Below are 18,086 nucleotides of genomic sequence, written 5' to 3' on the forward strand. Positions count from 1 at the left end.
ACGACACGCCCCGCGACCGACGGGGAACAGGCGGCGAAGCGCACGACGAACAGCAGAACAACCAAGGCTTTAGGAGAAGGCTGGCCATGAAACCCGTGCTTACGCGCGTGCTCGCTTGCGCGCTTGCCCTGTCGGCGTCCCTGCTCGCGAACCTCGCCGGCCCGGCGCCAGCGGTCGCCCAGGCAATCGGCAGCTTCCCCCCGATCGAGACCGGCATCGTCCTGCCCAAGGATGAAGCGTCGCACCGCCAGCCGGCGGAATGGTGGTATATGACCGGCTTCCTCGACGGCACCGATCCGGCCGGCGCCAAACGCTCCTATGCCTATGAGATGGTGGTCTTCCAGATCGCCCCCGTCGCCGGCCTGCCGCCGGTCTATGACGCGCATTTCGCCATCTCCGATCTCACCCGCGGCACGTTCAAGTTCGAAAAGCGCGTCCTGCCGGGGCCGTTCACCACCGGCGCCAACCGGTTCGATCTCAACGTCCTCGGCTTCCGGATGGGCGGCTCGATGGGCGCCTATTATGCCAAGGCCAGCCGCACCGACCTGCAATATGCGATCGACCTGACCGCGCAGGCGACGCAGCCGCCGACGCTCAACGGGGTCAATGGCGTCGAGACCTACGGCACGTGGAAGTCGCCGTATTATTCGTTCAACGTCAACAAGACGAGCGGGACGGTCTGGGACCATGGCGTGCCGATCCGCGTCACCGGCACCACCTGGTACGATCACGAATGGGCGACCGGCGCGCCCGGCCAGGCGGACAGCGGCTGGACCTGGTTCGGCGTGTCGATGGACGACGACACGCAATATAACCTCAGCTTCTTCAAGAAGGGCGACGGCACGATCGATCATGCGATCGGGGTCAAGACCGCCAACGGCACCTATACGCCGATCCCCGCCAGCCAGATGGTGCTCGAACGCATCGGCAGCTGGCGCAGCCCGAACACCGGCTACACCTATCCGGCGAGCTGGAAGGTGACGCTGCCCGAGGGCGCGATCACGATCGTGCCGATCATCCAAGATGCCGAGCTGCACGCGCCGGCCACCCAGAAATTCTATTACGAGGGGCCTGCCCGCGTCACCGGCACGCTCGGCGGCAAGCCCGCCACGGGCAAGGCCTTTGCGGAGATGAACCCCTGGGGCGTCGACTGGGGCCTGCGCATCCTCCCCTGATCGCCCGCGCGATCCACCCAATTGCAACCACAAGGAGAGCAAGGATGATCTGGAGAACCTCACGGCGGAAACTGGCCGCCATCGCCAACGGCCTCGCCCTGCTGGCGATGCCGACCGGCATCGGCGCGACCGCGGCACAGGCGCAATTGTTCGAGCAGCCGGCACCGGTGTCGCTGGCCAAGGACGAAAGCGCGCACCGCAGCCAGCTGGAATGGTGGTATTTCGTCGGCCATCTCTACGGCACCGACCCGAGCGGCGCGAAGCGCGAATATGGCTATGAGGTCACCGTGTTCCAGCTGTGGCCGCTGCCGCTCGGCCCCGCGATCTATTCGTGGCATTTCGCGATCACGGACGTGAACAACAACCTCCACCGCGTCGAGGAACGGGTCAAGAGCGACACCATCCCCGCGCAGACCGGAAGCTTCACCTTCACCAACAAGGACTGGTCGATCGGCGGATCGCGGCAGAATTACGCGATCAAGGCGATGCTGTCCGACGGCCGGTTCGGGATCGACCTGACCACCAGCAGCCGCATCCCGTTCACCGTCCACGGCAACAACGGCGTGGTCGACTACCGGCCGATCGGCCGGACCTCGGCCTATTATTCGTCGACCGCGCTCGATACCGTCGGCACGATCTACGACAATGGCGTGCCGATCCGCATCACCGGCACCTCTTGGCAGGATCGCCAGTGGTTCGTGAAGGGTACCGCGCTCAACCAGGGCGGGTCGATCTTCGGCGGCGGCTGGAACTGGTTCGCGGTCCAGCTCGACAACAATACGCAGTATATGCTGTATTATCTGCAGGATCCGTTGACCGGCGCGATCGTCAACAAACTCGGCACCCGCGTCGTCAACGGCGTATCCACGACCGTCCCCGGGCAGCAGATGGACCTGCAGGTGCTGTCGACCTGGCGCAGCGCGCAATCGGGCTACACCTACCCCTCGAAGTGGAACGTCGTGCTGCCCGAAGGGACGCTGACCGTCACGCCGCAGGTCGCCGACCAGGAAATGGTCTGGCCCGGCCACCGTACCTATTGGGAGGGGACGTCGGCGGTCGTCGGCACGCTGAACGGGCAATCCGTCACCGGCCGCAGCTATGTCGAGGTCAATCCCCACAACCAGCCCTACGCATCGCTGCCCTGACCGATGCGCACGGCCGGCGGCCCGACGGATACTTCCGATCGGGTCGCCGCCCGGCGCGCCCCCTCCCCCGTGTTCCTTCGAAAGTGATCTTATGGTCCGGTCGAACGATCGACGCCGGCATCGGGCGTTCGCGCCGATCCCGTTCCGCCTGGTCGCGCTGCTGCTGGTCGCGACGGCAGCCCAGCCCGGCCGCGCGCAGACGGGCGGCGAGACGCTCACCTATCTGACCGCGATCACCGTGGTCGAGGATACGCCCGCGCGCACGGTCCTCAAGCTCCAGCTGACGCCGCGGATGAACACGCACGTCAGCGCGACCGACGCCTCCGGCACGCCCGCGGTCGCCTTCACGCTCACCGCACGCGGCCGGCAGCTGACCGTGCCGGGCAATTTCACCGGGCCGCTAAAGGCGATCCGCGTCGAGGAGAATCCGGGCTTCCTGTTCCTCCGTCTCGATCCCCGATCGCCGGGCGTGCAGATCGGATCGATCGACAATGCCGACAACAGCCTGACGGTCACCCTGTCCGATCCCGGCCGCCGCGCGACCGACGGCGCCGCGCCCCCGGCCGACACCGCCGCCCCCGGCCTGTCGGCGAGCGCCGCCGGGTCGGTGCCGCCGACCGCGGACTTCTCGGCGATGGGGTTCGAGCTGGTGATGCTCGAATATGCCGACGTCAGCGAGGTCGCGGGCCTGCTCACCGACAGCGCGGCGATCAAGCCCAACGACACGTTCGTGCCGCGCTCGCCCGGCTTCGGCTCCGCCAACACCAACGGCGTCAGCAGCAGCTACAATCCGGGACCGCAGACGCAGAGCAACGATCCCGAACCGCTCGGGCGGTCGATCAACGCCAACATCGGCGTCGACCGCCGGCTCAACGCGATCTGGCTGCGCGGCGACCCCGCGACGATCGCGCGGCTGAAGGCGCAGATCGCGGCGATCGACCAGCCGATCGACACGGTCATGCTCGAAACCCAGATCGTCGAGCTGACCCAGACGGGCGCGCGCAACCTCGGCCTCGACATCGCCAATGCCAACGGCCAGATCGCCACCGCGACCGCCACCTACGGCAACATCTCCTCGGCGGGATCGTCCTTCCCGCTGACCACGCGCCAGCTCAGCGGCGGGGTCAATCTGCAGGCGTCGCTCTATGCGCAGATCCAGAAGGGCGAAGGCCGCATCCTGTCGCGCCCGCGGATCTCGGCGCAGAGCGGATCGGCGGCGCGGATCGTCACCGGCGATGCGATCCCGATCCTCACCTCGATCACGCTGTCGGGGGTCAACGGCGTGTCGCAGCAGGTGCAATATGTGAACGTCGGCGTGACGCTCCAGATCGCGCCGCGCGTGACCGAGGACGGCATCGTCTCCAGCCACATCTATTGCGTCGTATCCAGCGTCACCGGCTATCTGCAGGGTTATCAGACGATCAGCCAGCGCGAGGCGGAAACCTATGCCGCGGTGCGCGACGGCGAATCCTTCGTCATCGGCGGCCTGTCGCAGGAAAGCAGCATGAAGACGCGTACCAAGCTGCCGATCCTCGGCGATATCCCGATCCTGTCGATCCTCGCCGGCGCCAGCAAGTTCAGCAAGCAGACCACCGAACTCTACATCATGGTCACCCCGCACGTGATCCGCCGGCTCAACCTCAAGACCGTCGGCGGACGCGAGGCGGTGCCGGCCGGCGCACTGGTCGCCACCCCCGCTCCCGTACCCGCCCCCATACCCGCCGCTGCCGTGCCGTGACCCTCAGTCCGCGTCGGCGATCGTCACGACCATGCCGTCGAACGCGTCGGTGACGGTCAGCTGACAGGACAGGCGCGATCCGGCGTCGCGGCTGCCGGTCCCGTCGAGCAGGTCGTTCTCGTCCTCCGACATCGGCGGGAGGCCCGCGAGATGGTCCGCCGCGATATGGACGTGGCAGGTCGCGCAGCTGCAACAGCCGCCGCAGAGCGCGGCCAGTTCGTCGATCCCGGCGTCGCGCAACGCCTCCATCAGCGTCATCCCGACCGGCACCGCGATCGATCGTTCGCCCCGTTCGCGCGTCATCACGGAAATCTGCGGCATGGTTCAGCCTGTCTGTCGCGGGAGGGACGCGTCGCCGCGCAGGAACGTCGCGATACGCGCCCGTGCCTGCCGGGCTTCGCGGAAATCATAGGCCTGGAAGACGTGCGGCATGCCCGGCCACACCTCGACCCGCACCGGCACGCCCGCGGCGATCGCCGGCGCCGCCAGCCGCACGCCGTCGTCGCGCAACCGCTCAGTGCTGCCGACCTGGACGAACAGCGGCGGCAATCCGCGCAGGTCGGCGAACAGCGGCGAACAGCCGGGATCGGCCGGATCCACATCGCCCAGATAATAGGCCGGCGCCGGCATCGGCTGCCCGCCGAGCATCGGATCGCACGCGGCATTCTCCGCGATCGACGCCCCCGCATAGCTGAGGTCGGTCATCGGCGACATCAGCGCGACCGCCCGCGGCAGGCGCAGCCCGCGATCCCGCGCGCGCAGCAGCATCCCCAGCGCCAGCGCCGCCCCCGCGGAATCGGCGGCGATGACGATATCGCCGGCATCGACCCCGTCCGCGAGCAGCGCGTCATAGACTGCGAGGCAATCGTCCTGCGCGGCCGGATAGGCATGCTCGGGCGCCAGCCGGTACAGCGGCAGGACGACGCGCCCGATTCCGGCGGCCTGCGCGATCCGCGCCGCCATCAGCATATGGCCGTGGATCGAGCGGAAGAAGAACCCGCCGCCATGGACGAACAGCAACACGTCGCCACCGCGGCACGGCGCGACCGGATCGACGATCGCGAGCGTCTTCACCGCGACGCCGGCGATATGGGCGTCCTCCGCCGTGAACGGCCGCGACGACCGGCGCTGCAGCCGCGCCATCGCCGCATCGAACCGGTCGAGCTTGCCGCGCGCCGCGATCAGCGCGGCGGGATCGGCGACGTCGAGCGGCGTCTTCGCCCGCGTCGCACGCAACACCGCGTTGGTCAGGCGCGCCCCGAGCCCCGGCCGGCCCGCGATAGGGTCGATGCCGGTCATGCCGCCGCTCCCGCCGCCTGCCAATAGGCGTCGCGGATCAGGCGCTTGTAGAGCTTGCCGGTCGGCTCGCGAGGCAGCTGCGGCAGGAAGTCGATCTGCCGCGGCACCTTGATCCCCGACAGCTGCCCGCGCAGCCACTGGCGGACCTGCTCGGCGAAGCCATGGTTGGCGTCCGCCCAGTCGACCGGCTGGATCACCGCGACCACCTTCTCGCCGAAATCGGGATCGGGGGCACCGACCACCGCGGCATCGGCGATGCGCGGATGCGTCACGAGGATGTTCTCGATCTCCTGCGGATAGACGTTCACCCCGCCCGAGATGATCATGAAGCTCTGCCGGTCGGTCAAATAGAGATAGCCGTCCTCGTCCAGCCGACCGACGTCGCCCAGCGTGGTCCAGCCATGCACGTTGGCGACCGCCGCGGTCTTGGCGGGATCGTTGTGGTAGGAGAAACGCGGCCCGCCCTCGAAATAGATCGCACCCTCGCGGCCCGGCGGCAGGTCGTTCGCCGCCTCGTCGCAGATGTGCGGCGTGCCGATCACCGCGCGACCGACCGATCCCGGCTTGCGCAGCCACTCGACCGAATCGATCATCGTCCAGCCGTTGCCCTCCGTCCCCGAATAATATTCGAACAGAATCGGCCCCCACCAGTCGATCATCGCCCGCTTGACCGGCACCGGACAGGGCGCCGCGGCATGGATCGCGACGCGCAGCGACGACAGGTCGTATGCGCCCCGCACCGCCTCGGGCAGCTTGAGCAGGCGCACGAAATGCGTCGGCACCCATTGGCTGGCGGTGATCCGGTAGCGCGCGATCGTGCGCAGCGCCTCCTCGGGATCGAAATGCTCCATCACCACCACCGTCCCGCCCAGCCGGTGGACGGTCATCGACCAGTGCAGCGGCGCGGCGTGATAGAGCGGCGCGGGCGAGAGATAGACGGTGTCGCTCGCAAAGCCGAACCGCGTCGCCGCCAGCTGGGTCAGCAGCGGCGGCGCCGCGATCGCGGGATCCTCGGGCAGCGCCCAGCGCACGCCCTTGGGCCGGCCCGTCGTCCCCGACGAATAGAGCATCAGCGCCCCCGCCGATTCGTCCGCGACCGGCGTATCGGGCATCGCCGCCGCCGCGCCGTTCCAGTCGCGGAAGCCGGCGGCGGGCGTATCGAACATGAACATCGCGACCCCCGGCAACCGCGCCGGCAGCACGCCCGCCACGGCCGCGAGACCGGGCGAGGTCACCAGCAGCTTCGCACCGGAATCGGTCAGGATATACTCCGCCTCCGCCGCGGTGGCGCGCGACGACAGGCAGACGAGATACAGGCCGCTGCGCTGCGCCGCCCAGGCGAGGTCGAAGAAGCGCGGATGGTTTTCGAGGAACACGGCCACCACGTCGCCGCGCACCAGCCCCGCCGCGCGAAACACATGCGCGCCCTGATTGGAACGGCGGTCGAGCGTCGCGTAATCGATCGTCTCTCCCGTCGCCTGCAGGACGACCGCCACCTTTTCGGGGTGGGTGCGGGCATGGACATGGGGATGCATGGCGGCAGGTGTCCGGGACGGAGGAAACACGGGATCAGGCACGGGCGGGATCGGCGATGGTGCGCGGCGCGGCGCGAAGCTCGCGCTTGAGGATCTTGCCCGCCGCATTGCGCGGCAGCGTCGCGACGAAGTCGACCGACCGCGGCACCTTGTAGCCGGCGATGGTCGTGCGGGCATGCGCGACCAGTTCCTCGGCCCGCGCCGCGGCGCCGGGCTTGAGGACGACGAACGCCTTGACCGATTCGCCCCAGCGATCGTCGGGGATGCCGATCACCGCGACCGCATCGACCGCCGGATGGCTGGCGAGCGCCTGTTCCACCTCGATCGGATAGATATTCTCCCCGCCGGAGATGATCATGTCCTTGATGCGGTCGCACAGGAACAGATAGCCGTCGTCGTCGAGGTAGCCGGCGTCCCCAGTGTGCAGCCATCCTTCCGCGTCGATCGTCTCGCGCGTCGCGTCGGGCATGTTCCAGTAGCCCGCCATCACGCCTGGCGTCCGCACGCACACTTCGCCGACGATCCGCGCCGGCACCGCCGCACCGCCGGCATCGACGATGCGCAGCGCATGGCCCGCCATCACCCGCCCGGTAGAGCCGAGCCGGTTGCCGACGGGTCGCAGGTGATCCTCGGGCGACAGCGCGACGACGCTACCGCACGTCTCGGTCATCCCGTAATATTGCACGAAATCGCACCCCAGCAGGGCGAGGCAGCGGTCGAGCAGGACCGGCGGCATCGGGCTGGCGCCATAGACGATCTGCCGCAGCGATCCCGCCTGCGCCGCACCGCGTTCCCAGCTGTCGACCAGCATCTGCAACGCCGCGGGCACGATCATCACATGGGTGACGCCATCCACGGCGATCGCCCGTTCGACGCCGGGAATCGAGAATTCGCGCAGGATCACCGACCGTCCGCCACCATGGAACGCGCCCAGCGCCCAGCCGGAACCGGAGACGTGGAAGACCGGCATGGCGACCAGTGCAATCAGGTCGGGGGTCCACCGCCGCCACGGCTCCGCCCCCTCCCCGGCAAGTTCCAGCGCGCCCAGCACAGAGCCATGGGTCAGCATCACGCCCTTGGGCCTGCCCGTCGTGCCCGAGGTGTAGAGCTGGAGGAATACATCGTCGCGACCGACCGCAACCGCGGCGTCGGCGCCCGCGCCCGCGCCCGCGGCGGCGCCACGGACGTCGCGCCACGCGGTGAAATGGCGGTCGGGATCGTCGCCCGGCTCGATCTCGATCAGCCGCCGCACCCCGAGCGCGTCCAGCGCCAGCCGGCCTGCGGCTGCGGCGAAATCGGCGGTGACGAACAACAGGTCGGCGCGCGCATCGGCCAGGATCTGTTCGTGTTCCGCCGGCGCGAGCCGCCAGTTGAGCGGCACCGTCACCAGCCCCACCATCCCCGCGCCGAACAGCAGTTCGAAGAACAGGTCGCTGTTCTTGCCTAGAAAGGCGACCCGCGCACCGGGCCGGCAGCCGTCCGCGACCAGAGCCGCGGGGACTTTGCGGCACCGCGCCGCAAAGTCGCCGAAGCGGGTCGTGCGTCCTTCGAAGGCGAAGGCGATGGCGTCAGGGCGTTCACGCGCATGATGCGCCGCGACCTGCCCCAGATTGACGAATCGCCGGTCGGGCAACGGCGCGGTCATGCGGTCCCCCTCATGCGCCGGTGAAGACCGGCGCCCGCCGGTCGACGAACGCGCGCACGCCCTCGGCGAAATCACCGGTGAGGCCCGCCGCGCGCTGGTCGACCCGCTCGCGGGCAAGCGCCTCGGTCAGCCCGCTCTCCAGTCCCGCCCGCGCCGCGCGGCGCAGCATCGCATAGGATTGCGTCGGACCGGCGGCGAGCCGGGCCGCGAGCGCGCGCGCCGATTCCAGCAGCGCGTCATCCTCCTCGACGCGATAGATCATCCCCCAGTCGCACGCGGTGTCGGCGGACAGCCGGTCGCCGAGCATCATCAGCGCCATCGCCCGCCCGCGTCCGATCTGGCGCGGCAGCAGCCAGGTCGATCCCACGTCGGGAAACAGCCCGACCTTGACGAACGCCTGGATGAAATAGGCCGATCGCGCCGCGAGGATGACGTCCCCGGCGAGCGCGAGCGAAAATCCCGCCCCCACCGCCGGGCCGTTCACCGCGGTCACCAGCGGCTTGGGCATCGCGAACAGCGTTTCGAGCAGCGGGTTGAAGAATCGTTCGAGGCTGTCGCCGACGTCGGTCGCGCCGCCACCGGCATCGCCGCGCAGGTCGGCGCCGCTGCAAAAGGCGCGCCCCGCCCCGGTCAGCAACACCGCCCGGATCGCCGGATCGCCCGCGATCCGGGCAAAGGCGTCGCGGAGCGCCGCGGCCATGTCCAGCGTCAGCGCATTCAGCGCCGCGGGCCGGTCGAGCGTCACTTCCGCGACGCCGTCGCGCACGACGATGCGGATATCCGTTGTGTCGGTCATCGCCCCTCCTCTCACCATATGTATACGCATAGTTAAGAGCGCTTGCCAAGCCCTACGGTAGCGAGCTGGATACGCCAGACAGGCCGGCGCACCCTCAATACAGCCTATTATATGTTCGTTTAATTATCTCTTTCCATCGGATGTTTCCTGAGGCATCAGCAACGCGAACGCCGCACCGGAGATGCGGCCGTCACGACGGGAACGAGGGAGACTCAGTATGCCGAAAGGCACGTTCGGAACGCGCGGCAGCATCGGCCTGCTCACGATCGATTCGCCGCCGGTCAATGCGCTCGGCCTCACCGTGCGACAGGCGATCATCGACGGCATCGCCGCGGCGGAGGCCGATCCCTCGGTCGAGGCGATCGTACTGCTCTGCGCGGGGCGGACCTTCTTCGCCGGTGCCGACATCACCGAATTCAGCAAGCCGCCGATACGCCCCGACCTGCTCGACGTGCTCGCCCGGATCGAGGGTGCGACCAAGCCGGTCATCGCCGCGATCCACGGCACCGCGCTGGGCGGCGGGCTCGAAACCGCGCTCGCCTGCGATTACCGGATCGCCAGCCCGACCGCGCGCGTCGGCCTGCCCGAGGTCGCGCTCGGCCTGCTCCCCGGCGCGGGCGGCACGCAGCGCCTGCCGCGGATCGTCGGTGCCGAGGCCGCGCTCGAGATCATCACCGGCGGCAAGCCGATCGCCGCCGCGCGCGCGCTGGCGCTCGGCATCGTCGATCGCCTCAGTGCACCCGACGACCTCACCGACGCCGCCGTCGCCTTCGCGCGGCAGATCGTCGCCGACGGCGCCGTGCGCCGCCGGGTGCGCGACCGCGACGACCGGATCGCCGCCGACCGCGCCGATCCGGGGCTGTTCGACGCCTTTCGCGCCAAGAATCCGGGGCTGCTGCGCGGTGTCCGGGCGCCGGCGAACATCATTGCGGCGATCGAGGCCGCCGTAACCCTGCCCTTCGATCAGGGCATGGCGCGCGAGGCGGAGCTGTTCGCCGAACTGCTCCACAGCCGCGAATCGGAGGCGCAGCGCTATGCCTTCTTCGCCGAGCGCGACACCGGCAAGGTGCCCGGCCTCGCCGCGGATGCGCCCGTCGCGCCGATCGCCACGGTCGGTGTGATCGGCGCGGGCACGATGGGCGGCGGCATCGCGATGACCTTCCTCAACCTCGGCCTGCCGGTGACGTTGGTCGAGACGCGGCAGGACGCGCTCGATCGCGGCATTGCGACGATCCGCCGCAACTACGACGCCAGCGCGCGCAAGGGCCGGCTGGACGCGGCCGAGGTCGACCGGCGCATGGCGCTGCTGACCGGCACGCTGGCGATGGCCGACCTCGCCGGCTGCGACCTCGTCATCGAGGCGGTGTTCGAAAGCATGGCGCTGAAGCAGACGATCTTCGCGCAGCTCGACACCATCGTCCGACCCGACGCGATCCTCGCCTCCAACGCCTCCTTCCTCGATCTCGACGCGATCGCCGCGGCGACGCGCCGGCCGGAGCGCGTCGTCGGGCTGCATTTCTTCTCGCCCGCCAACGTCATGCGCCTGCTGGAGGTGGTGCGTGGCGTGCGCACCGCGCCCGGCGTCGTCGCGACCGCGATGCGGCTCGCCAGACGGATCGGCAAGCTGCCCGTCCTGTCGGGCGTGTGCGAGGGCTTCATCGCCAATCGCGCGATGGGCGTGCGGATGGCGCAGGCCGATGCGCTGGCGATCGCGGGCGCCTCCCCGCAGCAGATCGACCGGGTGCTGGTCGAATACGGCTTTCCGATGGGCGCGTTCCAGATGCTCGACCTGATCGGACTGGATGTGATCGGCCGCGATGCGACCGGGCGGACGCTGATGGGCGACATGGTCGCGCGTGACCGGCTGGGGCAGAAGCGGAACGGCGGTTTCTACGACTATGACGCGCAGCGCCGCGCCACCCCCTCGCCCGTCGCCGCAGAGGTGATCGCCGCGCTCGCCGCCGCCCGGGCCGTCACCCGCCGCGACTTCACCGATCACGAACTACTTGAACAACTCCTCTACCCCATCATCAACGAATCCACGAAGATCCTCGACGAGGGGATCGCGCTGCGTGCCTCCGACATCGATATGGCGCTAATCGCGGGCTATGGCTGGCCGGTCCACACCGGCGGACCGATGTTCTGGGCCGATACCGTCGGGCTGCCCGCGATCGTCGCGGCGCTCAGGGCGCTGGCCGCGCAGCATGGCCCCGCCTTCGCCCCCTCGCCGCTGCTCGAACGCCTCGCCGCCAGCGGCGGCGTGCTGCACCGCGCGGTCGCCGCGCCTTCGCCATCCCTCACCCTCGAAAGGGCGGACCATGTCTGAAGCCTATATCGTCGAAGCCATTCGCACCGCCGGCGGACGCCGCAACGGCGCGCTCAGCGGCGTCCATCCGGCCGACCTCGCCGCCGTCGTCCTCGACGCGCTCGTCGCGCGGGCCGGGATCGATCCCGCCGCCATCGAGGACGTCATCATGGGCTGCGTCGGCCAGGGCGGCGAACAGAGCACGCAGGTCGGCCGCAACGCCGTCCTCGCCTCGACCCTGCCCGACACCGTGCCGGCGGTGACGATCGATCGCCAGTGCGGATCGTCGCAGCAGGCGATCCAGTTCGCCGCGCAGGCCGTGCTGTCCGCCACGCAGGACATGGTCATCGCCGCCGGCGTCGAGAGCATGTCGCGCGTGCCGATGGGCTCGACTGTGTCGCTCTACGCGCAGGCGGGCGTCGGCACCGGTCCGTGGAGCGATTCGGCGAAGCGGCGCTACGGCGTGGCGTCGTTCGACCAGTTCACCGGCGCGCAGATGATTGCCGACGCATACGGCATCACCCGCGACGCCGCCGACGCCTTCGCGCTCGCCAGCCACCGCAAGGGTGCAGCAGCAGTCGCCGTCGGCGCGTTCGATCGCGAGATCGTTCCCGTCCGCATCACCCGCCCCGACGGAAGCACGGCGCTGCACGTCGCCGACGAAGGGCTGCGGCCCGATGCCTCACTGGAGGGGCTGGGCGGCCTGAAGACGGTGATGGACGGCAGCATCATCACCGCGGGCAACGCCAGCCAGATCTGCGACGGCGCGTCGGGTGTGCTGATCGTCAACGCCCGCGCGCTGAAGGCCCATGGCCTGACCCCGATCGCGCGGATCGACAATCTGACGGTTACCGCGGGCGATCCGGTGGTGATGCTGGCGGAACCGATCACCGCGACGCGGACCGCGCTCAGGCGCGCCGGCCGCGCGATCGGCGAGATCGACCTGTACGAGGTCAACGAGGCGTTCGCCCCGATTCCGCTCGCCTGGCTGCAGATGCTGGAGGCCGATCCGCAGCGGCTGAACGTGCATGGCGGCGCGATCGCACTCGGCCATCCGCTCGGCGCATCGGGTGCGAAGCTGATGGCGACGCTGATCCACGCGCTCGGCCGCAACGGCAAGCGCTTCGGCCTCCAGACCATGTGCGAGGGCGGCGGCATCGCCAACGTGACCATCATCGAGCGGCTGTGACCGTTCCTGCTTTCTGAAGGACATGCCTACGTGAAACTCGATACCTCCATCGCCGCGGTCGTCACCGGCGGCGCCTCCGGCCTCGGTGCCGCGACCGCCCGGGCGCTTGCCGCCAAGGGCGTCCGGGTCGCCCTGTTCGACCTCAACGCCGAACTGGGCGAGCGCGTCGCCGCCGAGATCGGCGGGATCTTCTGCGCAGTGAACGTCACCGACGACACCTCGGTCGATGCCGGCTTCGCCAAGGCGCGCGCGGCCCACGGGCAGGAGCGCGTGCTGGTCAATTGCGCGGGTACCGGCAATGCGATCAAGACGGTCGGCCGCGACAAGGCAACCGGCGCGCTGCGCCACTTCCCGCTCGCCGAATTCGAAAAGATCATCCAGATCAACCTGATCGGCACGTTCCGCTGCACCGCCAAATCGGCGGTCGGCATGGCCGCGCTCGATCCGGTGGACGAGTCCGGCGAACGCGGCGCCATCGTCAACACCGCCTCGGTCGCTGCGGAAGACGGCCAGATGGGCCAGGCCGCCTATGCTGCATCCAAGGGCGGTGTCGTCAGCCTGACGCTGCCGCTGGCGCGCGACCTGATGGCCGAGGGGATCCGCGTCAACACGATCCTGCCCGGCATCTTCAGCACGCCGCTGCTGCTCGGCGCCCCCGACCATGTGAAGGCGGCGCTGGCGGCGTCCGTTCCCTTCCCCAAGCGGCTGGGCGATCCGGCCGAATATGCCGCGCTGGCGCTGCTGATGGTCGAGAACGGCTATTTCAACGGCGAGGACGTGCGGCTCGACGGCGCCATCCGCATGGCCCCACGCTGATCCCGGAGAAACAGAGATGCGCCAGTTCACCGACGACCAGATCATGTTTCGCGAAGCCTATCGCCGCTTCCTCGATGGCGAGATCGCACCGCATATGGAGGCGTGGCGCGCGGCGGGGATCGTCGATCGCGCCGCCTTCAAACGCGCGGGCGACCAGGGGTTCCTGATGGTCTGGCCCGACGAGGCCTATGGCGGGCTCGGCGACGAGGATTTCCGCTACGAACAGATCATCATCGAGGAAACCGTGCGCGCCGGCTGCGCCAGCTGGTACAATACGCTACACAGCCGCCTCGTCGGCCCCTACCTCCAACGCTTCGGCAGTGAGGAGCTGCGTCGCCGGGTGCTGCCCGGCTGCGTCAGCGGCGATGCGATCCTCGCCATCGCGATGACCGAAGCGGGCGCCGGCTCCGACCTCGCCGGGATGCGCTCGACCGCGGAGGACAGGGGCGACCATTTCCTGCTCAACGGATCGAAGACCTATATCTCCAACGGCATCAACGCCGACCTGATCGTCGTCGCCGCGAAGCTGGCCGGGGCGGAAAAGAAGCATGCGCTGGTGTTGCTGCTCGTCGAACGCGGCATGGCGGGCTTCGAACGGGGGCGCAATCTGAAGAAGATGGGCATGTCCGCGCAGGACACCGCGGAGCTGTTCTTCGACAACGTCCGCATTCCTAAGGGCAATGTGCTGGGAACCCCCGGCAACGGCTTCTACCACCTGATGGAGGGGCTGGCCGAGGAACGGCTGATCGCCGCGGTCGGCGCCGCAGCCAATGCGCGCCGCGCGTTCGACGTCACCCGGGATTACGTCATGCAGCGCGTGATGTTCGGCAAGCCGCTGTCCGATCAGCAGAACACCCAGTTCCGCATGGCCGAGATGGATGCCGAGATCGACCTCGTCCAGACCTATGTCGACCATTGCGTGGTCGAGCATAATGCCGGCCGCCTCACCGGCAACATGGGCGCCAAAGCCAAGATGCTGACCACCGAGGTCGAATGGAAGATGATGGACCTCGGCGTGCAGCTGCACGGCGGCGCGGGCTATATGGACGAATATCCGATCAGCCACATGTTCACCGATGCGCGCATCAACCGGATCCTCGCAGGCAGTTCGGAAGTGATGCGGCTCATCATCGGCCGCGACGTCTTCTCGCAGAATTATCGCAGCCTGCTGGCGTAACGGCCCGACGCCTCGTTCCACCGACGCCGGTGCAACCGGTCGTGCCCCGGCCGGCGCATCGAACCGGCGGTCGCCCGACGCGCGTCGGGTCACATTCTGACCACATGACTGCGGCACATCCGCATCCTCCGCTGTCCTCGAAGCCGGGTTCGATCTCAGCCCTATGTCGCGTATCATCCGTAATCTCGTCTTTCTCGCGCTCCTGCTGACGGCGATGTCCGTGCAGGCCGCCCCCTCGTCGTTCGATCTGGTCGGGCCCCGGCTGTCGGTTGCCGTCACCCGCGATGGATCGACGCTGCCGCTGGAATGGGTGCCGAACCTCGCCGAGGGCGACCGTATCGCGATCAAGCTCGACCTTCCTGCCGGCCAGCAGGACCGGTTCCGCCTCGTCGCTGCCTTCCTGCGCGGGGCGGTCGACCGACCGCCAGACGCGTGGTTCCACGACACGGTAAGCGGCAAGACGAAGGGTGGCGACCTGTCGCTGGTCGTGCCGAAGGGCGCGCAGCAGCTCGTGCTGTTCGTGCTGCCCGAACGCGGCGCGGGCAGGAATGCGATCGTCAGCGCGGTACGCAAGCAGCCCGGCACCTTCGTCCGCGCGGTGCAGGACCTCAACCAGGCCGCGCTCGACCGGGCGCGGCTCGACACCTTCCTCGACCTGCTCTTCCGGATCGGCCGGCAGGACCCCGACAGCGTCAACGCCGCGTCGCAGGTGCTCACCCGCAGCCTTGCGATCAAGCTGAAAACGGAATGCCTGCAGCAGCCGCCCGAGTTGCAGGCGGCCTGCCTGACCGGCGATCGCGAGACGCTGCTGTTCGCCGACACGCACAGCTCCGCCCTCGCCGATACGCTCACCGGGGCGCCCGTCGATCTGGCCTTCCAGCTGAGCGCCACGCCGCAGGGCGGCTATGGCTCGTATAGTTCGTACATCGGCGTGGTGCGCGACATCCTGCGGCTGTTCGGCGCATTCCAGTCCTCCCAGCTCCGCTTCGTGCCGGCGCTCGCCCGGATGGGCGACGGCCGGCTGACCCTGCTGCTCAACACGCCCTTGTCCTTCGCCAAGCCCGCGTCGGTGATGGTCGTCGGCCTGCCGGCGATCGAGGCGGCCAAGCCGCCGCCGCTGCAGGCCGCGGCCGGTGCGCCGCTGCTGTGCGCCGCGTCCGACATGGTGCTGCCGGTCGAGGGCGCGCCGCTCGTCTACGCGACACGCTACGCCCACGACATGGTGCTGCGCGTCGCCCCGGACGGCGCCGCCGGCTTCGACCTGCCCGTGCATGCCGACGCGCGGCGCGGCGGTTTCGTGCTCGATCGCGCGTTGCCCGACCGGAGCGTCGGTGCGACGATCGACGGGCGGATCGCCGGCCGGTGGGGGTTCACCCCGTTCGACGGACCGCGGTTCCGGCTGTCCGATCCCCGGGTCAACCGCTGGACCGCTGCCCCGCAGGCTTCACTGGTGGTCGGGCGGAGCAATACGGTGACGCTGACCGGCGACGGCGCCGGCTGCATCGACGGCATCACGATGCAGCGCGGCGATGCCGCGACGCAGGCGGTGTCGTGGAAGCAGGGTGAGGCGAACACGATCGTCGTCGACGTGCCACTGGAAAAGGCAGCGCCGGGCATCGTCACGCTGACCGTCACCGCGCGCGCGCCGGGCCCGCCGGTCCGCATCGCCCTGCCCGCCTTGCAGGAGGTCGGCCGCATCGACGCCCTGACCTATGCCGCGGGCGACGAGGCGGCGGTGCTGACAGGATCGCGGCTCGATCAGGTGCGCGAGGTGCGGACGGGCAAGGCGACATGGCGGCCCGGCGCGCTCACCCGCGCCGCCGGCGCGGACCGACTGACGCTACTTCCGCTCGATGTGGCGACGGCGCAGGCGCTGACCGCGGGCGAACGCATCGTCGCCGACGTCACATTCACCGGCGACCGACACCGGACGACAGCGATCGTCGTCGCGGCCGCCCGGCCGGTGCCGACGCTGCTGCACCGGAGCGTCGCGCCGCGGCCCGCCGCCCCGGGCACGCTGCCGATCGCGTTGCGGCCCGACGATGTCGTCGCGCAGGACAGCCGCGTCACCTTCGCCTTCCGGCTCGATCCGGGCACGCCCCTTACCGGGCGGGAGGTCATCGAGATCGCAACCGTCGCGGGCGACGTCGTCGCCCGGATCGCAATCGGCCGGGGTTATGACCTGCAGGACGAAGCGACGGGAATCGTCACCTTCACCCCCCGCGAGGCGCTCGGCGCATCGGTGCACGGCCCCCTGCGATTCCGGGTCATCCGCAACGACGAACCGAGCCGCTGGTCCCCTCTCGCCACCGTCGTCCGCCTCCCGGTCATCACGGCGATCACCTGCCCCGGTTCGACCGACTGCACGGTCACGGGCACCTCGCTCTTCCTCATCCACTCCATCGCCACCAACGACCGTTTCGATACCGCGGCGCCGGTACCCGACGGTTATACCGAGCCGACGCTGGACATCGTTCTGCCCGCACCGCCCGGCGCAGGCGCGCGCCTGTTCCTCCGCCTTCGCGACGCGCCGGACGCGGTGGGCGTCGTGTCGCTACCGTCGCGGTGACGGCACCGGCGGTCGTGCCGGCACGGATGGCAGGCTGACGCGAGACGGTTCGTCAGCGTCGGGGCGGATCGAAGCGTTGAACGACGCTGTCGAACGCCGCCAGTGCCTTGCAGCGTCCGGCGTGCGCAGCGAGGGCCGTGAGCGGAGACGAAGCGGCGATCTCCGGATGCGCTTCCTGCAGGAACCGCATCGCGCAGGCGATTGCGATATCCGCATGGCCCGGCCGCTCCCCGTGCCAGAATGGCGTCGCCAGCGCGGCGCATCGCGCTTCGAGCGTGGCGAGCACGCCGGACACCTGTGCCATGCATCGCGCGATCCACATGTCCGACGTCTCGGCATGCAGCACCTGTTCGTACACCAGACTGACCATCTTGTCGCACAGCCCGGTGGCGAGCGCACAGGTCTGCAGTGCAGCCCGCCGTTCGGCGCCGGCCGCCGGCAGCAGCCGGCGGTCCGGGTGCGCCTGCTCGTCCAGGTGGTCGAGGATCGCATGGCTCTCGATCAGGATCTCGCCGTCGTCCAGCACGAGTGCAGGCACGCGACGCAAGGGATTGTACGCGGCGAGCCGGTCTGCGTCGGCGAACGTCGACCATGGCCAATGGTCATACCCGACCTCGTAGAGGTTCAGCGCGACCGCCACGCGGCGGACGAAGGGCGAGTCATACTGGCCGATCAGGATCACGGTCACGGGCGTCTC

General features: G+C 69.4%; 14 protein-coding genes. 8 read left to right on the plus strand and 6 right to left on the minus strand.

All coding sequences use genetic code 11. The features are described 5' to 3' along the window. Positions 1-86 precede the first annotated feature (86 nt). The 3 genes from AC1RTO_RS16975 (at position 87) to AC1RTO_RS16985 (ending at position 4,058) form a co-directional block, all read left to right on the plus strand. Positions 87-1,175, plus strand: coding sequence for a lipocalin-like domain-containing protein (locus AC1RTO_RS16975; protein ID WP_493161967.1), 1,089 nt, complete (start codon positions 87-89; stop codon positions 1,173-1,175). Positions 1,176-1,219: 44 nt separating this feature from the next. Next, positions 1,220-2,320, plus strand: coding sequence for a lipocalin-like domain-containing protein (locus AC1RTO_RS16980; RefSeq protein WP_493161968.1), 1,101 nt, complete (start codon positions 1,220-1,222; stop codon positions 2,318-2,320). Positions 2,321-2,411: 91 nt separating this feature from the next. After that, positions 2,412-4,058, plus strand: a complete 1,647-nt coding sequence (locus AC1RTO_RS16985; RefSeq protein ID WP_493161969.1) for a type II secretion system protein GspD — start codon at positions 2,412-2,414, stop codon at positions 4,056-4,058. A gap of 3 nt (positions 4,059-4,061) precedes the next feature. On the opposite strand, the gene AC1RTO_RS16990 is transcribed toward AC1RTO_RS16985, so the two are convergent. Genes AC1RTO_RS16990 through AC1RTO_RS17010 form a run of 5 tightly spaced genes read right to left on the minus strand, consistent with a single transcriptional unit; the run spans position 4,062 to position 9,333 of the window. Further along, the gene (locus tag AC1RTO_RS16990) at positions 4,062-4,379 is read right to left on the minus strand and encodes a 2Fe-2S iron-sulfur cluster-binding protein (RefSeq protein ID WP_493161970.1); all 318 of its coding nucleotides are present in this window, start codon (positions 4,377-4,379) and stop codon (positions 4,062-4,064) included. A gap of 3 nt (positions 4,380-4,382) precedes the next feature. Beyond that, the gene (locus AC1RTO_RS16995; RefSeq protein WP_493161971.1) at positions 4,383-5,357 is read right to left on the minus strand and encodes an alpha/beta hydrolase fold domain-containing protein; all 975 of its coding nucleotides are present in this window, start codon (positions 5,355-5,357) and stop codon (positions 4,383-4,385) included. After that, positions 5,354-6,892: an acyl-CoA synthetase gene (locus tag AC1RTO_RS17000; RefSeq protein ID WP_493161972.1), complete on the minus strand. Its 1,539-nt coding sequence runs from the start codon at positions 6,890-6,892 to the stop codon at positions 5,354-5,356. Before AC1RTO_RS17000 ends, AC1RTO_RS16995 begins: the two co-directional genes overlap by 4 nt. Before the next feature lie 34 nt (positions 6,893-6,926). Continuing rightward, entirely contained in the window at positions 6,927-8,537 is a 1,611-nt protein-coding gene (locus tag AC1RTO_RS17005; protein WP_493161973.1) for a long-chain-fatty-acid--CoA ligase, read from the minus strand. Between the two features lie 10 nt (positions 8,538-8,547). Then, positions 8,548-9,333: an enoyl-CoA hydratase-related protein gene (locus AC1RTO_RS17010; RefSeq protein WP_493161974.1), complete on the minus strand. Its 786-nt coding sequence runs from the start codon at positions 9,331-9,333 to the stop codon at positions 8,548-8,550. Between the two features lie 217 nt (positions 9,334-9,550). On the opposite strand from AC1RTO_RS17010, the gene AC1RTO_RS17015 reads away from it, so the two are divergent. The 5 genes from AC1RTO_RS17015 to AC1RTO_RS17035 all read left to right on the plus strand — a co-directional run bounded on the left by AC1RTO_RS17015 (position 9,551) and on the right by AC1RTO_RS17035 (position 17,389). Then, complete coding sequence (locus AC1RTO_RS17015; RefSeq protein ID WP_493161975.1) at positions 9,551-11,659, plus strand: 3-hydroxyacyl-CoA dehydrogenase NAD-binding domain-containing protein; 2,109 nt, start codon at positions 9,551-9,553, stop codon at positions 11,657-11,659. Further along, the gene (locus tag AC1RTO_RS17020; protein WP_493161976.1) at positions 11,652-12,827 is read left to right on the plus strand and encodes an acetyl-CoA C-acetyltransferase; all 1,176 of its coding nucleotides are present in this window, start codon (positions 11,652-11,654) and stop codon (positions 12,825-12,827) included. The genes AC1RTO_RS17015 and AC1RTO_RS17020 overlap by 8 nt, the downstream gene beginning before the upstream one ends. A gap of 30 nt (positions 12,828-12,857) precedes the next feature. After that, positions 12,858-13,643, plus strand: coding sequence for an SDR family NAD(P)-dependent oxidoreductase (locus tag AC1RTO_RS17025; RefSeq protein WP_493161977.1), 786 nt, complete (start codon positions 12,858-12,860; stop codon positions 13,641-13,643). Between the two features lie 16 nt (positions 13,644-13,659). Continuing rightward, on the plus strand, positions 13,660-14,820 hold the full coding sequence (locus AC1RTO_RS17030; protein ID WP_493161978.1) for an acyl-CoA dehydrogenase family protein: 1,161 nt from the start codon (positions 13,660-13,662) through the stop codon (positions 14,818-14,820). A 163-nt stretch (positions 14,821-14,983) separates the two neighbouring features. Then, a complete protein-coding gene (locus tag AC1RTO_RS17035) occupies positions 14,984-17,389 on the plus strand; it encodes a hypothetical protein (protein ID WP_493161979.1) in 2,406 nt (801 codons plus the stop codon). A 52-nt stretch (positions 17,390-17,441) separates the two neighbouring features. Here AC1RTO_RS17035 and AC1RTO_RS17040 read toward each other — a convergent pair whose 3' ends face one another. Continuing rightward, a complete protein-coding gene (locus AC1RTO_RS17040; RefSeq protein WP_493161980.1) occupies positions 17,442-18,077 on the minus strand; it encodes a glutathione S-transferase family protein in 636 nt (211 codons plus the stop codon). Positions 18,078-18,086: the final 9 nt, after the last annotated feature.

It is taken from the genome of Sphingomonas sp. GW821-FHT10F09 (assembly GCF_058809195.1).